This is a genomic window from Pseudomonas sp. GD03862 (assembly GCF_029840855.1).
Lineage (GTDB): Bacteria > Pseudomonadota > Gammaproteobacteria > Pseudomonadales > Pseudomonadaceae > Aquipseudomonas > Aquipseudomonas alloputida.
This window is the reverse complement of record NZ_JAOCDI010000001.1, coordinates 241184-257338: the sequence shown is the minus strand read 5'-3', so window position 1 is coordinate 257338 and position 16155 is coordinate 241184. Positions and strand designations below refer to the sequence as shown.

At 61.3% G+C, this 16155-nt stretch carries 13 protein-coding genes and 1 pseudogene; 11 read left to right on the top strand and 3 right to left on the bottom strand.

Annotated elements, in window-relative coordinates; translation table 11 throughout:
* Positions 1-34 precede the first annotated feature (34 nt).
* Positions 35-1945: an AAA family ATPase gene (locus N5D53_RS01210; RefSeq protein WP_279839296.1), complete on the top strand. Its 1911-nt coding sequence runs from the start codon at positions 35-37 to the stop codon at positions 1943-1945.
* A gap of 37 nt (positions 1946-1982) precedes the next feature.
* Here the strand turns inward: N5D53_RS01210 and N5D53_RS01205 are convergent, their stop codons facing one another.
* The gene (locus tag N5D53_RS01205) at positions 1983-3368 is read right to left on the bottom strand and encodes an aldehyde dehydrogenase family protein (RefSeq protein ID WP_014591019.1); all 1386 of its coding nucleotides are present in this window, start codon (positions 3366-3368) and stop codon (positions 1983-1985) included.
* 107 nt (positions 3369-3475) lie between these two features.
* On the opposite strand from N5D53_RS01205, the gene N5D53_RS01200 reads away from it, so the two are divergent.
* From N5D53_RS01200 to N5D53_RS01190, 3 genes are all read left to right on the top strand, one after another.
* A complete protein-coding gene (locus N5D53_RS01200) occupies positions 3476-4342 on the top strand; it encodes a LysR family transcriptional regulator (RefSeq protein WP_279839369.1) in 867 nt (288 codons plus the stop codon).
* A gap of 126 nt (positions 4343-4468) precedes the next feature.
* On the top strand, positions 4469-4912 hold the full coding sequence (locus N5D53_RS01195) for a carboxypeptidase regulatory-like domain-containing protein (RefSeq protein WP_279839293.1): 444 nt from the start codon (positions 4469-4471) through the stop codon (positions 4910-4912).
* A gap of 253 nt (positions 4913-5165) precedes the next feature.
* Positions 5166-5687 (top strand): acyloxyacyl hydrolase, encoded by a 522-nt coding sequence (locus N5D53_RS01190; RefSeq protein WP_020193020.1) that lies wholly within the window; start codon positions 5166-5168, stop codon positions 5685-5687.
* Between the two features lie 31 nt (positions 5688-5718).
* Here N5D53_RS01190 and N5D53_RS01185 read toward each other — a convergent pair whose 3' ends face one another.
* Together N5D53_RS01185 and N5D53_RS01180 are read right to left on the bottom strand one after the other, a co-directional pair.
* On the bottom strand, positions 5719-7839 hold the full coding sequence (locus N5D53_RS01185; RefSeq protein ID WP_279839290.1) for a TonB-dependent siderophore receptor: 2121 nt from the start codon (positions 7837-7839) through the stop codon (positions 5719-5721).
* Positions 7840-8096: 257 nt separating this feature from the next.
* Complete coding sequence (locus N5D53_RS01180) at positions 8097-8987, bottom strand: universal stress protein (RefSeq protein ID WP_104961736.1); 891 nt, start codon at positions 8985-8987, stop codon at positions 8097-8099.
* Positions 8988-9112: 125 nt separating this feature from the next.
* On the opposite strand from N5D53_RS01180, the gene hisN reads away from it, so the two are divergent.
* From hisN to benC, 7 genes and pseudogenes are all read left to right on the top strand, one after another.
* Positions 9113-9904, top strand: coding sequence for a histidinol-phosphatase (gene hisN, locus N5D53_RS01175; protein WP_190869259.1), 792 nt, complete (start codon positions 9113-9115; stop codon positions 9902-9904).
* 186 nt (positions 9905-10090) lie between these two features.
* Entirely contained in the window at positions 10091-10822 is a 732-nt protein-coding gene (locus tag N5D53_RS01170) for a hypothetical protein (protein WP_019751653.1), read from the top strand.
* 300 nt (positions 10823-11122) lie between these two features.
* Positions 11123-12079 (top strand): benABC operon transcriptional activator BenR, encoded by a 957-nt coding sequence (gene benR / locus N5D53_RS01165; RefSeq protein WP_190869258.1) that lies wholly within the window; start codon positions 11123-11125, stop codon positions 12077-12079.
* 93 nt (positions 12080-12172) lie between these two features.
* Positions 12173-12604, top strand: a pseudogene (locus N5D53_RS01160) (RHS repeat-associated core domain-containing protein); the annotation flags it as partial.
* A 624-nt stretch (positions 12605-13228) separates the two neighbouring features.
* A complete protein-coding gene (benA, locus tag N5D53_RS01155; RefSeq protein ID WP_004374325.1) occupies positions 13229-14587 on the top strand; it encodes a benzoate 1,2-dioxygenase large subunit in 1359 nt (452 codons plus the stop codon).
* Positions 14584-15069: a benzoate 1,2-dioxygenase small subunit gene (gene benB, locus N5D53_RS01150; RefSeq protein ID WP_004576276.1), complete on the top strand. Its 486-nt coding sequence runs from the start codon at positions 14584-14586 to the stop codon at positions 15067-15069. Before benA ends, benB begins: the two co-directional genes overlap by 4 nt.
* Before the next feature lie 72 nt (positions 15070-15141).
* Positions 15142-16152 (top strand): benzoate 1,2-dioxygenase electron transfer component BenC, encoded by a 1011-nt coding sequence (gene benC, locus N5D53_RS01145; protein ID WP_104961732.1) that lies wholly within the window; start codon positions 15142-15144, stop codon positions 16150-16152.
* Positions 16153-16155 lie beyond the last annotated feature (3 nt).

The window sequence follows — 16155 nt, the reverse complement described above, 5'->3', positions numbered from 1 at the left end:
CTATCGTGCCGCCCTGATTTCACCCGAGGTGCCGATGTTCTACCTGCCTTTGCCCAGCGACCAGGCCGACCGCCTCGCCAGCGCGGCCGTTACCGAGTTCTTCACCACCGCCAGTGTTGTCGATGCTGCTACCGTGCTGTTCGTGCAAAACCTGCCACGCCAGCCTGCCACCGCCTCGGCCGACGCGCAGGAGCGTCGTTTCGCCGAAATCGTGCGCATCGCCAACGAAGTCGAAGGTGTCGCCCCCGGGCGCTTCCAGGCCCAGGTAGCGCAGCAATTTGATCGCGAAGCGTTCGCCATGGGCCTGGGCATGCTGGGCGAAAATGGCATTGCACTGCTGTCGGCCGAAGTGGAGTACCAGGCGGACGAATGGCTGGACGACGAAGGCCAGTGGAACTTCCAGTTCGCCGACCGCTACCGCCAACGGGCCACGCCGCTGCACCCAGTGTACCTGCCGTCGCTGGCCAGTGACTTGATGCTCAGCGACCAGCAGAACCGCCTGCTGCGTGAATTCCTCAGTGGCGTCGACGAGTCGGTGGCTGTGCAAGGTTTCGCCGGCACCGGCAAGACCTTCCTGATTCACCAGTTCGCCCGGCTGCTGGAGCCACAGCGCACCTTGCTGCTGGCCTTGACTGAAGGCCAGTTGCGCGCGCTGCAGGCGCGGGTCAAGGACGCTGCCGCCTATACCGCGCTGACCTTCGGCCAACTGGCTGACGAGCTGCTCAACCGTGACCTCACCAGCAACGGCTGGCGATTGCGCGATCCGTACCGCACCAAGCTGTCCTGGCGCCCCCAGGAAGCGCAAGTGGTGCGCTGGCTGTCCATCCCAGATATCGGCCCGCTCGCAGCGCGTGATGTGGTTGCCTTGTGCATCCGCGCCGTGCGCACGTTCTGCCACAGTGCCGATACCCAGCTTCAGCTGCACCACTTGCCCTGGGCCGGGCCTGGCACCTCGCCGCTGGATCAGGAGGTGCTGCTGGAAAAGGCACGCCTGTACTGGCAAGAGCTGATTCGCCCGTCGGCGCGGGACATTCAGCTGCCGGTGCGTGACTACCACCGGGTCAAGCTGCTGTCGCTGACCGAGCATGTCATCGACAGCCGTTATACCCATGTCATCGTCGACGAAGCCCACGAGCTGTCGGCACCGATGCTGGCGGTACTCGATCGCAGTCCGCAGTCGATCATTACCCTGGGTGACGAACTGCAAAACCTCAACGGCCTCAGCCCGCACCATGGCAGCTTCATCCGGCAACGCTGCATCGACCATTCACTGCGCGCCGGGCCGGCAATGGACAATGTGCTCAACCCGTTGATCCAGGCGCACCCGGCCACGATCCAGGCGGCCTTCAGTGGCAGCGCCGAGCACTACACCCGGGTCAGCTTCTTCGATACGGTGATGGTGCCGGAACAGCCCACGGCGCTTATCGTCGATGATGAATGGGGCCTGTTTGGCTGGTTCCAGCGCCTGACGCATCAGGGGGTGCCGTTCTTGTTGCTGAAAAGCGCCCGCAAGGACTTTGAGCTGTTCGTCGAGGACTGCATCGAACTGTACCGCTACGGCACCCGGCCGCGCCACCCGATGCTGTTCCGCTATGCCAGCTGGCAGGCGCTGGAACAGGACAAGGGCGATGACAAAGCGTTCGTCGCCGTGGCCAACATGCTGCGCAAAGGCTACACGCCGGAGCACTTTGCCAAGGCCAAGAGCCGTTACCGCTGGGACAAGGCGCCGAAGCTGTTCCTGGGGCGAGTACGGGATGTGAAGAACATGGAGTTTGCCCGGGTGATGGTGTCGCCGGAGCTGATGGTGGCGCCACAAGTGGCGGGTAACCGCAATGAACGGGCGCGTATGCTGGCGGGGTTGTATACCGCCTGTTCGCGGGCGCGGCATGAACTGATCGTGCCGGGGGGGATGCTGGACTGGGTCAAGGACCAGGTTCGGGATTGAAGCATCTGGGGCCGCAAAGCAGCCCCAGGGTCATGAATCAGTTACGGTCCAGCCACACGGTCTGGGCATTGGTGAACTCGCGCACGCCAAAGTGCGACAGCTCACGGCCGAAACCGCTCTTCTTCACGCCACCAAACGCCACGCGGGGGTCCGAAGCGCAGTAGCCATTGATGAACACGCCACCGGTATCCAGTGCAGCGGTCATGCGTTCGGCCAGCGCGTAGTCGGCTGTGTAGATGGTCGAGGCCAGGCCAAACTCGCTGTCGTTGGCCAGTTCCACGGCATGGTCGGCATCGCGTGCAGTGATGATCGCCGCTACCGGGCCGAACAGCTCCTGCTTGAACGCGGTCATGTCCGGGGTGACATTGGCGAACACGGTCGGTGCGTAGAAGTTGGCCACGCCTTCGACCTTGTTGCCGCCCAGCAGCAACGTGGCGCCTTCGGCCAACGTCGCCTGAACCTGGCCATCCAACTCGTCGCGCAGGTCATAGCGGGCCATCGGGCCGATATAGGTGTCGTCCTCCAGCGGGTTTCCGACTTTCAGCTGGCGAGTGGCTTCAACGAACTTGTGGGTGAACGCGTCGACGATGCTGGCTTCCACGATCAGGCGCTTGGCGGCGGCGCACACTTGGCCGGTGTTCTGGTAGCGGCCTATCACCGCGGCCTGGACGGCAGCATCCAGGTCGGCATCGGCCAGCACGATGAAGGGATCGGAGCCACCCAGCTCCAACACGCACTTCTTCAGCGCGGCACCGGCCTGTGCACCAATCGCCATGCCGGCACGCACGCTGCCGGTCAGGGTCACGGCGGCGATGCGCGGATCGTTGATGGCGCGGGTGACGCCATCCGGGGTCACGTTCAGCACTTCGAACACGCCTTCCGGCAGGCCGGCATCCTTGAACAGCTCAGCCATCAGGTAGGCGCTGCCCATCACGTTCGGTGCATGCTTGAGCACGTAGGTGTTACCCGCCAGAATCGCCGGCACGGCACCGCGCAGCACCTGCCAGACCGGGAAGTTCCACGGCATCACGGCCAGGATCGGGCCTAGCGGGCGGTATTCGATACGGGCTTTTTCGACCTGGGTCGGCTCGGCGGCGAGCATGGCCGGGCCGTGCTCGGCGTACCAGCGGCAAAGGCCTACACACTTGCTGACTTCACCGCGAGCCTGGGCGATCGGCTTGCCAATTTCGCGGCTGATCATGTGCGCGAAAGCTTCAGCCTTGGCTTCGAGGGTGCCGGCCAGGGCCAGCAGGTACTCGCTGCGCTGACCCAGCGACACCTGGCGCCACTGGCGGTAGCCAACCTTGGCACGTTGCAGCGCCGCTTCCAGTGCGGCGTCGGTGTCGAACGGGTAGGCGCCAATCTGCTCGCCGCTGTACGGGTCGAGGGAGATGGCGTGGGTCAGGCTGCTGATCGCGCTCATGGCGGGACACTCTCGTTGTTGTTAATCAATGAGGCCAGACTAGTGGGCTATGGCTTTAATGAAAACTGAATAATAATGAGCGAAACATTCACGTTTGGAGAATGCCTGTGGACCTGGTGCAACTGGAGATCTTCAAGGCCGTGGCAGAGCAGGGCAGCATCAGCGCCGCCGCGCAGCACATCCATCGGGTGCCGTCGAACCTGACCACGCGCATCAAGCAACTGGAGGAGGACCTGGGTGTAGAACTGTTCATTCGGGAAAAGAGCCGCCTGCGCCTGTCGCCTGCGGGTTGGAACTTCCTCGAATACACCCGGCGCATCCTCGACCTGGTCCATGAGGCGCGGCTGACCGTGGCGGGTGAAGACCCGCAGGGCACCTTTGCCCTCGGATCGCTGGAAAGCACGGCGGCGGTGCGCATTCCGGCGTTGCTGGCCGCCTACAACCAACGCTACCCCAAGGTTGACCTTGACCTGTCCACCGGGCCTTCCGGGACCATGCTCGAAGGCGTGTTGTCTGGCCGCCTGGTGGCGGCGTTCGTCGACGGCCCGGTGCTGCACCCGACGCTGGAGGGCATACCGGTGTTCGAGGAAGAGATGATGGTCATTGCGCCGCTCAACCATACACCGGTGACCCGCGCCCAGGACGTGAACGGTGAAAGCATCTACGCCTTCCGCGCCAACTGTTCATACCGCCATCACTTCGAAAACTGGTTCGTGCAGGACCAGGGGGTACCGGGCAAGATTCACGAAATGGAGTCGTACCACGGTATGTTGGCCTGCGTCAGTGCGGGTGCCGGCCTGGCCATGCTGCCGCGCAGCATGCTCGACAATATGCCCGGGTGCAGCACCGTCAGCGCCTGGCCAATGTCGGAGGACTTCCGCTATCTGAAAACCTGGCTGGTCTGGCGACGAGGTACGGTCTCGCGCAGTTTGAGCATGTTCGTGAAGTTGCTTGAAGAAGGCCGCGCAAGCTGATGTTTTCACTAGATAACCTGATTTTCTGAAGTGAATTTCACCGCCATGACCAGGCATCAGCACGAACACCCTTTCGCTGGGAGGATCAGATAATAGGTAAGCCATCCTCGAAAGGAGGGTCGTACCATGCGTAACCATCACTATGCGCTCGGCGCTGCCTTGCTGATCACCCTGGCCCTGCCATGGACCCTGGCCGCCGCTGCCGACCTCAATGCCCCCATCGACATGCAGGCCGTGCAGTTGCAACCGCAGGAGCAGAATGGCGTGCGCTACATGCAGGGCGGTATCGGCCAGGACGAGGCCAATGCCCTGCGCAAGACCACGGGTTATGACCTGCACGTAGAGCTTTCGACCGGCCCGGAAGGCAAGTTCCAGAGCGGGGCCACCGTCGATATCCAGAATGCCCAGGGCCAGCCCGTACTCAGTGTCAGCGATGCCGGGCCGCTGCTGTATGTGCAATTGCCTCCCGGCAAATACAAGGTCATTGGCAATGCCCAAGGCCAGGCGGTGCAGCAGTGGGCGGCCGTCACGGGCAAGGCGCCCACGACCGTTAACCTTAACTGGCGTTGATGAAAAGTCGGGCAGGAGTACGCCTGTACTCCTGCCTGGGGTCAGGTCACGCCTCGCGAATTCCTGTGCCCGGCAGGCACATCTTTACCAAGTGATTTAGCCAATAGTGGCAATACACTTCCAACTTTCTGATTATCTGGACAATAATCAGAAAAGTATTACTTCGTATGACCGGTCTGGATGCACCGGTCAGCGCAAAACATCGAGGGGCCCAAGCCCCCGCTTGCCGTGTAGACCATCAGGAGAGTCGTTGATGAAAACCCGTCTAGCAGCTTCGCTGGCCGTAGCAGTGCTGGCCTTTGCCGGGGCCGATCTGGTCCAGGCTGCGCAGATATCAGGCGCCGTGGGCGCCACCGGCCAAGGTGACATGACTTACCGTATCGGCATGTCGTTCGACTGGGACAAGAAATGGCTGGAAAGCAGCACCGGCCATGTGAGCGGTTACTGGGATGCGGCCTACACCTATTGGGAAGGTGGCGATGCCAGTGGTGCGCATTCGCTGTCGTTCAGCCCGGTGTTCACGTATGAGTTCAGCGGCTTTACCTACACGCCTTACATCGAGGCAGGTATTGGCCTGGCCGCGTTTTCAAAGACCGACGTGGGCGACCAACGACTGGGGTCGGCGGTCAACTTTGAAGACCGTATCGGCTTTGGCCTGAAGTTGCCGGGAGAACAGAAGGTAGGCATCCGTGCCATGCACTACTCCAACGCCGGGATAAAGCAGCCAAACGACGGCATAGAGTCGTACTCGCTGTTCTACAGCACAGCGTTCTGAAATTACGGGGCCACTGCGCGGCCCCGGCAATTCAGAAGGTATAGGAAACGCCGGCCTGCACCGTACGCGGTGCGCCGGGGTATACGTAGCTGTTGAACGCGCCCTCGTCATACCCCTTGTTGAACACGTTCTTCACGTCCAGGTTCAACCGCACGTGTTCGTTTACCTTGTAGAACGTCAGCAGGTCAACCACGGTGTACTGGTCCATGTTGTAGGTGACCGCCTCGGTCTGACCATTGCGGTCATCCACATACTTCACCCCAAGTCCTAACCCAACACCTTTGGCAAAACCGTCCTGGAACTCATAAGTGTTGAGCAGGCTGAAGCTGTTGCGCGGGATGTTGGCCAGTCGCGTACCCGTCGGCAGGCGGTTGTCCTTGGTAACTTCGGCATCGACATAGGCGTAGCCACCGATTACCCGCCACTCAGGCGTGATATTGCCGGCGATGTTGATATCCAGCCCGCGGCTGCGCACTTCCCCGGCGGCCAAGCTGTAGTTGGTATTCACCGGGTCGCGCGTCAGGACGTTCTCCTTGACGATATGGTAGATCGCCGCGTCGACACTCAACTGGCGGTCGAGTGACTCCCATTTCACACCCAGCTCGTAAGATTTGCCCTTCTCCGGGTCGAAACCACCGCCACTGGCCGGCGTGCCCGTATTGGGTTTGAACGAACGTGCGGTGTTGGCGTAGACCGCCAGGGTATCGGTCAGGTCGTAGATCAAGCCAAGGCGGGGTGTGACGCCGTTTTCGCCCTTGCTGAAATCGCCGGCATTGTTCAGCTTGTTGTCATAGTCATGCTCGAAACGCTCGAAGCGCACGCCTGCCAATGCCTTCAAACGCTCGGTCAGGGCCACTTGGTCCTGAATGAAGAACGCCCACGTCTGCAGGTTTTCCTTGTCCCAGGTGGTGGTGCGGTTCAGGGCCGGACGCGGCTGGCCCAGTACCGGGTTGTAGATGTCGATCGGGTAGGCTGCCGAGGAACGCTGGATGATCGAGTTGTAGTCGTAGTTTTCGTATTCGACCCCGGTCAACAAGGTATGGCTGAAATTGCCGGTGTCAAAATGCCCGGTCAGGTTCAGCTGCCAGTCGCGGTCGGTCCACTCCAGCTTGCGGTAGTTGAAGTTGCGCTGCAGCGTGCGTCCATCTGCCGGTGCGCCGTCGGCTTCGACAGCGTTGCCCTTGAGTGAGCCATCGAGGAACTGGAACCCGCCAGCCAGCGACCAATTGTCATTGAGCAGGTGCTCGAAACGCAGCTGCGCCATGTTGTTGTCGTTATGCAGCAGGTTGTCGCTGCCTTTCTCCCAGATGTAGGTATCGCGCGAGGCGCTGCCGGTCTGGGTGGGGTAGCGGGTCAGGCCGCGATCGAGGGGGTGGTTGTTGCGCATGAAATCGCCTTCGAAGGTGATCTTCGTGGCGTCATTGACCTGCCAGCTGATGACCGGGGCGACATCGTAGCGTTCGCTTTCGACATCGTCGCGGAAGCTGTCGCCGCCTTCACCCAGTACGTTCAGGCGGTAGGCCAGCGAGCCGTCCTGGCTCAGCGGTCCGGTGGCATCGAGGGTGGCACGGTGCATGCCCTGGTCATCGAACTGGCTGCCAAGGGTGACCTTGGACTCCGGCAACGGCTGCTTGCTGACCACGTTGAACGTACCGCCGGGGTCGCCACGGCCGTACAGGCTGCTGGCCGGGCCACGGATGACCTCCAGGCGCTCGACGGTGTTGGCATCCGGGGCGTTGGGGTAGCCGCGGTTGATCGGAAAGCCGTTGCGATAGAACTCGCCGGTCGTGAAGCCACGCACAGTGAAGGTTGTCAGGCCCTGGCCGCCGAAGTTGTTGGCGCGGCCGACACCACCGGCGTAGTCCAGGCCGTCCTGCAGGCGCGTGGCGCCCGTGTCTACCAGCACATCCTTGGGCACCACGCTGACCGATTGCGGGGTTTCGTGCAGCGCCGTGTCGGTGCGGGTGGCACTGGCCGAGCGGGTGGCCTTGTAGCCTTCGACCGGGCCGTCGGCGCGTTCGCTGTCGGCAGTACTGGTGATGCTCAGGGCCTGGAGTTCGATCTGGTTAGGTTCGCTGAGCGTTTCAGGCTCGGCAAAGGCCAGCGGGGAGACAGCATGAAGCACACAAAGCGAAACGAACGTGCGGCGCATCGACGGTACGGTCCTTGAATAGGGCGCTAAGGGCTGGGTCGGGAAATGCCGCGAACATACTACGAATCATTATCAAATGCATTAATTTTGAGTGGCACTGGTGTACCAGAAACCAAGGAAGATGAAGCGTCAGTGGCACCAGTGCCTGCAGGCACTGCGAAGGGGCCGACAGGTGATAAGCTGCTCTCCGTGGCTGGAAGTGCCTCTTCGCAGTACAAGGTTATTCCTGCCTGGCCCCTGGGGCAGCCTGCTGAAGCTCAGCGAACAGCCTTGATCGCCAACACATTGCACAGCGGGTGTTCCAGCACATGCGCCGTTGTCCCGCCGAGGAATGTCTGCATGGTGTCATGCCGGTGGCTGCCCATGACGATCACGTCCACCCGATTGTGGCCGACGAACTGGGCAATGGCCCTGATCGCGGCCCCTTCGAGGAAGTGCCGACGCTCCAGCGGGATCTGGTGATGGTCGCCCAGGCGGTTGAACGCCGCCCGCTGCGCGGTTCGCACACTGCTGTCGAAGCCGGGCATGGTGACCGTACCGGCGCCGAAGTCGGCGATGTGGGTCTTGGCCGCGTCGCACACATGCAGCAGGTGCAGTTCGGCGTTGCACTGCAGGGCCAGGTCATGGGCGCAGTGGATGACCTGCTCGTCCAGGTGCTCGCCAGCGCCATGGCTGTTCAGGTCCACCGCGGCGGCGATCTGCCGTGGCAGGGGCAGGCGAATGTCGCTGACCAGATGCACGGCGACCGGGCTGTCCTTGAGCAACTGCCAGTCCAGCGGCGTGACCAGCAGGCGTTTGAGTACGGGCTCGTGCTGTACGTCCTTGACCAGCAGATCGCAGCCCAGCCGTTCGACCCGTTCCAGTACGCTGCCCAGCGGGTCGCGGGTCAACAACAGCTCGGTGGACACGTCCACGCCGGCATCGCTCAGCTGTTCGGCCTCATCCGCCAGCCATTGGCGGTTGTCGCTGAGCAGCCGCTCACGCTCACGACCATCGCTCATCAAGCCAAAGGTGTCGACGTCGTCGACGAACACATTGATATCCAGCAGGGCACCGCTGGACTCTGCCAACGCCGCCGCGCGTTGCAGCGCAGGCGTATGACGCATTTGCGGGCCGAGCATGACGAACAGACGTTTGAACTGGCTCATCGCACACCTCCACGTGTGGCAGCCCCCCGGTGACCTGATCATGTTCAGTCTAGACCGCCGCAGCGTACACCGGGGCGATGTGTCGGGTATGATGCGTGCCCCATCATTGTCACGAGGCCCGTCCCATGTCCCTGAGTGCTGAACAGATCGTTGAGTATCGCGCCTTTGCCGAGCAATTGGCCGATGCTGCCGCTGCAGCGATCGCGCCGTACTTCCGCGCCAGCCTGGATGTCGAGGACAAGGGCGGGCGTCTTTACGACCCGGTGACCGTGGCCGACAAGGCCGCTGAAGACGCCATGCGTGAGTTGATCCAAGCGCGTTATCCCGAACACGGCATTCTTGGCGAAGAAGCCGGCATTGCAGTGGGCAGCAGCCCGTTGACCTGGGTGCTGGACCCGATCGATGGCACCCGCGCCTTCATTACCGGCTTGCCATTGTGGGGCACCTTGATCGCCCTGAACGACGGCACACAACCGGTGGTGGGGGTGATGAACCAACCGTTCACCGGCGAACGTTTCGTGGGTACCCCGGCAGGCGCCTGGCGCAGTGGCACGCCCCTGAAGACACGTGCCTGCACCGACCTGTCTGCCGCCACGCTGATGTGCACCACACCGGACATGTTCGACACCGCCGAGCGCAAGGCGGCATTCGAAGCGGTCGCCGGCAAGGCGCGGTTGATGCGTTATGGCGGTGATTGCTATGCCTACTGCATGCTGGCGTCGGGCTTTGTCGACGTGATTGTCGAAGCGAGCCTTCAGCCGTATGACGTACAGGCGCTGATGCCGATCATCGAAGGGGCGGGTGGCGTGATCACGGCGTGGGATGGCAGTTCGGCGCAGGATGGCGGGTGCGTGGTGGCCTGTGGCGACCCTGCGCTGCATGCGCAGGTGCTGGAGATGTTGCGCCACGCCATGTGATCCGGGTTCGTCGCACCTGGCCTATTCGCGGGCGAGTCCCTTCTTGTGGGAGCGGGTTACCCGCGAAGAGGCCGCCACAGGTTTCCATTCTCTCCAGCCACCGCACTTTTTCCCATTTTCGGGCTCTATGCTTGGCCAGGGCCGCGCTGACTCCCAGCGCAGCCGCCGAATATCGACCCGGTGCCGATGGTTGCAAGCTACGCGAATTTCCTCCCCCGCCTGCTACTGACAGGTGCCCTGGCATGCCTGTGCGCCTGTACGCAGCAGCAGGGCCGTGACATGGTCAACCAGCTCGGCAACGGCAAACCCAGCGAGCTGTTCCAGACCAGCGTCGACCGCCTGGCCACGCTGTCGATGCGCGACAACCTGCAAAGCCTGTACCTGCTGATGAACAAGCTGTACCTGCGCAACCCCAGCCAGTGGAAGATGTCTGGCTACCTGGACGCCGCCACTGCCGAGCGACAGATCCGCATTGCCATCGAGCAGCGCCGGCCGCTGCCGCAACTGGGCAACCGCCGTGACCTGGCGGCATTGAGCTACGCCCTGAGCCCCGAGTTTCGCGGGGATCGGGTCGGCGCCTTCATCTACGCCATTGGCAGCATGCTGATCACCGCGCATGGCGGGCGTACCGAGTTCTACATGACCGATACCATCGACCCCCTGTTCGTCAACAATGCCGCGCGCAATATCGAGAAGGCAACATGGATGCTCAGCCAGCGGCAAGATGCCAATGGGGTGTTGCTGCTGTTCTCGAACGAAATCTCGGAGGAGGGCAGCAACCTGAGTTTTGCCGTTGAGTTCGGCAAGATCGTCGCGCGGCTGGACTTGCTGGCCGAGTTGCTGGATGAGCGTTATCGGCGCATTGGCTTGAATTACGCGCAAAGCCTGTTGCTGATGAACTTCCTGCCGGTGCAGTGAATGACGGTCGTTGCAGGAGCGCTTGGTCCGCCGTCACGTGCAGGCCACGCGAGTACCGGAAGATACTGTTCGATAAACGAACACGCGTGACGCCGGACCTGTCCGCTATCCGCCCAGCCAATCCCATCGTTGCATTGCCCAACCCCCGCCTTTTTGCTGTAGTGTCCCCTATCCGCCGGCTGTCGCCTGCCCCTGCGACGCGCTGCCAGCCCGATAGAATGACCGTGATGACCGCAACCACAGCCCAAAAGGCGGTAGGGCGCGGCGACCAGAACAATAACGATACCGAGTGCCTTGCCTATGGAAAGCCGCCTGCTGAGCGAGCGCAGTAGCGTGTTTCACCACGCCGACCCTTACGCTGTGTCCGATTATGTGAACCAGCATGTAGGCCAGCATTGCATCGGTCTGTCCCGTACTACCCACCCCCAGGCCAGCCTCAGCCATCGCAAGTTCGCCGAGCTCGACCTGTGCCGTATCAGCTATGGCGGCAGTGTTCGCGTGACGTCGCCTGCGCTGGAAACCATCTACCACCTGCAAGTCTTGCTCAATGGCAACTGCCTGTGGCGCGGGCACAAGCGCGAGCAGCACCTGGTGCCGGGCGAGTTGCTGCTGATCAACCCGGACGACCCGGTTGACCTGACTTACTCAGAAGACTGCGAGAAGTTCATCCTCAAGGTGCCGACCCGGCTGCTGGACTCGATCTGCGATGAACAGCGCTGGCAGCGGCCTGATGGGGGCGTGCGGTTCTTGCGCAATCATTACCGGCTGGAGGAGCTGGATGGCTTCGTCAACCTGCTGGCCATGGTTTGCCACGAGGCGGAAGTGAGCGATTCGCTGCCAAGAGTGCAGGGCCATTACAGCCAGATTGTCGCCAGCAAGCTGCTGACTCTGATGAGCACCAATATCCGCCGCGAGAGCCTGAGTGCCCCGCAGGCCGGGCTAGAGCGCATTCTTGATTACATCGAACGCAACCTGAAACTGGAATTGTCGGCTGAAGTGCTGGCGGAGCAGGCTTGCATGAGTTTGCGTTCGCTGTATGCGTTGTTCGACCAGCACTTGGGCATCACGCCCAAGCATTACGTGCGCCAGCGGAAACTGGAACGGGTGCATGCCTGCCTGAGCGACCCGACGTGTGGCGTGCGCAGTGTGACGGAATTGGCTCTGGATTACGGCTTTCTTCATCTGGGGCGGTTTTCCGAAATTTATCGGCAGCAGTTTGGGGAGCTGCCTTCACAGACATTCAAACGTCGGAGCTAAGGGCAGTCGGCGTGCCCACCTGATATTTCTGCCAGTTGTGCTCGTTTCTTACTCGTCTCACCATTTACCTTGCCCTGGGTAAAGGTGGTAACCATGTCGACTCAACAGAAGCAGTTCTATTTTTACTCTCCCGAAGGCCTCGTCCTGGTCAACCATACCGGCTTAGGGACTTCTGCTTTTGTGCGGGCTGCAGGGCAGGCGCTGGCTCAGCGTGATGATGGACAGGCAGCGTTCTACGGCGTCAACAACCAAGGATCTGTCTGTCTGTTTTCCTCTCGTCCGCTGCAATACACAGTTTACGGGCAAGATATAGACGTGCAGTCAGCATCGCTATTGCGCTACAACGGGCAGAGAAAAGAGTCTTTCACCGGGCATTACCTGTTGGGAGATGGATACCGTGCGTTCAATCCGGTGCTGATGAGATTTCACAGTCCTGATAGCCTGAGCCCAATAGGGGCTGGAGGGTTGAATTGTTATGCTTATTGTGGTGGGGATCCCGTTAATAATACGGACCCGAGCGGGCACCGTCAGTTCCGTAAGGTTTCCAGGCCTACTAGGCTGGAGACAATCCCGGAAAAGCGGGACACTATGAAACATCTCTTAAACTTACCAAAACTTTCAAGTGTTCGAGCACATGCAGGGTTTGCTGATCATGTTGTAAGTAAGAAAGTGGTAGGCACTATCAACGGTCTTGGGCGCGGTTACGGGGATCAAATACAGCCAATCATGAATTCACCGCATTGGTCAAAATGCTCAAAAATTATTAGTGAAAGGTACAGCAGTGACGCTATCTAGCCGCCTCGGACCATACTTAGGTCAAGATGTTAAACTTCTGCCCGGAGGGGCTAATTTAATGGAGGCGTTCGCGGTCGTTGCGCCACTCGACACAATAATGCAGGGCGCAACAAGCCAGAACACGCTTATGAAGAATGCTATCAGCTGGCTGCATGACCCCAAACGGCAAGGCACAGGAAGCGAGCACACTACTATGAAGAATGTTAGCAGTTTGCTACATGACCCCAAACGGCAGGCCCCAGAAATACGAGCGCCCGGCAAAACTGGATAACACTCTGCACAATCCGGATAGCCCCCCGCCAGCCGTCTCCCTAACCTGACCAGGTCTAAACAATAACAAGGGAGACCCTGGCCATGTCCCTGGGATTCGACTACCTCAATGCCATGCTCGAGGACGACCGTGAAAAGGGCATCTACCGCTGCAAGCGGGAGATGTTCACCGACCCACGGCTGTTCGACCTGGAGATGAAACACATCTTCGAGGGCAACTGGATCTACCTGGCCCACGAAAGCCAGATCCCCGAGAAGAATGACTTCCTCACCCTGACCATGGGGCGCCAGCCGATTTTCATCGCGCGCAACAAGGACGGTGAGCTCAATGCCTTCCTCAACGCCTGCAGCCACCGCGGTGCCATGCTGTGCCGGCACAAGCGCGGAAACCGTTCCAGCTATACCTGCCCGTTCCACGGCTGGACGTTCAACAACAGCGGCAAACTGCTGAAGGTGAAAGACCCCAGCAACGCCGGCTACCCCGACAGCTTCAACTGCGACGGCTCCCACGACCTGACCAAGGTGGCACGCTTCGAGTCGTACCGGGGCTTTTTGTTCGGTAGCCTGAACGCCGACGTGAAGCCGCTGGTCGAGCACCTGGGCGAGTCGGCGAAGATCATCGACATGATCGTCGATCAGTCGCCTGAAGGCCTGGAAGTGCTGCGCGGTGCCAGCTCGTATATCTACGAAGGCAACTGGAAGCTCACCGCCGAAAATGGCGCTGACGGCTACCACGTGAGCTCCGTGCACTGGAACTACGCCGCCACCCAGAACCAGCGCAAGCAGCGCGAGGCGGGTGACGAGATCAAGACCATGAGTGCTGGCGCCTGGGCCAAGCAGGGCGGCGGTTTCTATTCCTTCGACCACGGCCACCTGCTGCTGTGGACCCGTTGGGCCAACCCGGAAGACCGCCCGGCCTATGAGCGCCGCGACCAGCTGGCCGCTGATTTCGGCCAGGCGCGCGCCGACTGGATGATCGAAAACTCGCGCAACCTGTGCCTGTACCCCAACGTGTACCTGATGGACCAGTTCAGCTCGCAGATCCGCGTTGCCCGGCCGATTTCGGTGAACAAGACCGAAATCACCATCTACTGCATCGCGCCGAAAGGCGAGAGCGCCGATGCCCGCGCCAAGCGTATTCGCCAGTACGAAGACTTCTTCAACGTCAGCGGCATGGCCACCCCGGACGACCTGGAAGAATTCCGCTCGTGCCAGACTGGCTATGGCGGCGGCACTGGCTGGAACGACATGTCCCGTGGCGCCAAACACTGGGTAGAAGGCGCCGATGAGGCGGCCAAGGAGATTGAACTCGAACCCCTGCTGTCGGGCGTGCGCACCGAGGACGAAGGCCTGTTCGTGCTGCAGCACAAGTACTGGCAGGACACCATGATCCAGGCCCTCAAGGACGAACAGCAGCTGATCCCCGTGGAGGCCGTGCAATGAGCCTGTATGACACCGTGCGCGACTTCCTGTACCGCGAAGCGCGCTACCTGGACGATGCCCAGTGGGACCAGTGGCTGGAACTGTATGCCAGCGATGCCAGCTTCTGGATGCCGAGCTGGGACGATGACGACACCCTCACCGAAGACCCACAAAGCGAAATCTCGCTGATCTGGTACGGCAACCGTGGCGGCCTGGAAGACCGTGTGTTCCGCATCAAGACCGAGCGCTCCAGTGCGACCGTGCCCGACACCCGCACCTCGCACAACATCAGCAACATCGAGATCGTCGAGCAGGGCGAGGGCAGCTGCCAGGTGCGCTTCAACTGGCACACCCTGAGCTTCCGCTACAAGACCACCGACAGTTACTTCGGCACCAGCTTCTACACCCTCGACCTGCGCGGCGAGCAGCCGCTGATCAAGGCCAAGAAGGTGGTGCTGAAGAACGACTACGTCCGCCAGGTCATCGACATCTACCACATCTGATACAGGGTTTTTCGAGCATTGCCCGGTGCGTCTTGTGACGCGCCGTGGCCCGGCTCGCCCGCGAGGTGCAACATGAGCTACCAGATCGCACTGAATTTCGAAGACGGGGTTACCCGTTTCATTGAAGCCACCGGTCAGGAAACCGTGGCCGACGCCGCATACCGCCAAGGCATAAACATTCCGCTGGATTGCCGTGATGGCGCTTGCGGGACCTGCAAGTGCAAGGCTGAGTCCGGTCGTTATGACCTTGGCGACAACTTCATCGAAGACGCCTTGAGCGAAGACGAAATCGCCGAAGGCTACGTGCTGACGTGCCAGATGCGTGCCGAAAGCGACTGCGTCATCCGCATCCCGGCTTCGTCGCAGCTGTGCAAGACCGAGCAGGCCACTTTCGAGGCCGCCATCAGCGATGTGCGCCAGCTGTCAGTCAGCACCATTGCCCTGTCGATCAAGGGTGAGGCCCTGAGCCGTCTGGCCTTCCTCCCGGGGCAGTACGTCAACCTGAAGGTGCCGGGCAGCGAGCAGAGCCGGGCCTACTCGTTCAGCTCGCTGCAGAAGGACGGCGAAGTCAGCTTCCTGATCCGCAACGTACCGGGTGGGCTGATGAGCAGCTTCCTGACCAACCTTGCCAAAGCCGGCGACAGCCTGAGCCTGGCCGGGCCGTTGGGCAGCTTCTACCTGCGGCCGATCCAGCGCCCGCTGTTGCTGTTGGCCGGTGGTACCGGGCTGGCACCGTTCACCGCGATGCTGGAGAAGATCGCCGAGCAGGGCAGCGAGCACCCGTTGCACCTGATCTACGGCGTGACCAACGACTTTGATCTGGTCGAACTCGACCGCCTGCAAGCGCTGGCGGCACGTATCCCCAACTTCACCTACAGCGCCTGCGTCGCCAACCCGGACAGCCAGTACCCGCAGAAGGGCTATGTCACCCAGCACATCGAGCCACGCCACCTCAATGACGGCGATGTGGATGTGTACCTGTGCGGCCCGCCACCCATGGTGGAAGCGGTCAGCCAGTACGTGCGTGAGCAGGGCATTACCCCGGCCAACTTCTACTACGAGAAGTTTGCGGCTGCGGCCTGACGC

Bases quoted from the DNA above. Each gene is read 5' to 3' on its own strand.
- N5D53_RS01210 (WP_279839296.1), top strand. From the start codon at position 35: ATGTTCTACCTGCCTTTGCCCAGCGACCAGGCCGACCGCCTCGCCAGC.
- N5D53_RS01205 (WP_014591019.1), bottom strand. From the start codon at position 3,368: ATGAGCGCGATCAGCAGCCTGACCCACGCCATCTCCCTCGACCCGTAC.
- N5D53_RS01195 (WP_279839293.1), top strand. From the start codon at position 4,469: ATGCGTAACCATCACTATGCGCTCGGCGCTGCCTTGCTGATCACCCTG.
- N5D53_RS01190 (WP_020193020.1), top strand. From the start codon at position 5,166: ATGAAAACCCGTCTAGCAGCTTCGCTGGCCGTAGCAGTGCTGGCCTTT.
- N5D53_RS01185 (WP_279839290.1), bottom strand. From the start codon at position 7,839: ATGCGCCGCACGTTCGTTTCGCTTTGTGTGCTTCATGCTGTCTCCCCG.
- N5D53_RS01180 (WP_104961736.1), bottom strand. From the start codon at position 8,987: ATGAGCCAGTTCAAACGTCTGTTCGTCATGCTCGGCCCGCAAATGCGT.
- hisN (WP_190869259.1), top strand. From the start codon at position 9,113: ATGTCCCTGAGTGCTGAACAGATCGTTGAGTATCGCGCCTTTGCCGAG.
- N5D53_RS01170 (WP_019751653.1), top strand. From the start codon at position 10,091: ATGGTTGCAAGCTACGCGAATTTCCTCCCCCGCCTGCTACTGACAGGT.
- benR (WP_190869258.1), top strand. From the start codon at position 11,123: ATGGAAAGCCGCCTGCTGAGCGAGCGCAGTAGCGTGTTTCACCACGCC.
- benA (WP_004374325.1), top strand. From the start codon at position 13,229: ATGTCCCTGGGATTCGACTACCTCAATGCCATGCTCGAGGACGACCGT.
- benB (WP_004576276.1), top strand. From the start codon at position 14,584: ATGAGCCTGTATGACACCGTGCGCGACTTCCTGTACCGCGAAGCGCGC.
- benC (WP_104961732.1), top strand. From the start codon at position 15,142: ATGAGCTACCAGATCGCACTGAATTTCGAAGACGGGGTTACCCGTTTC.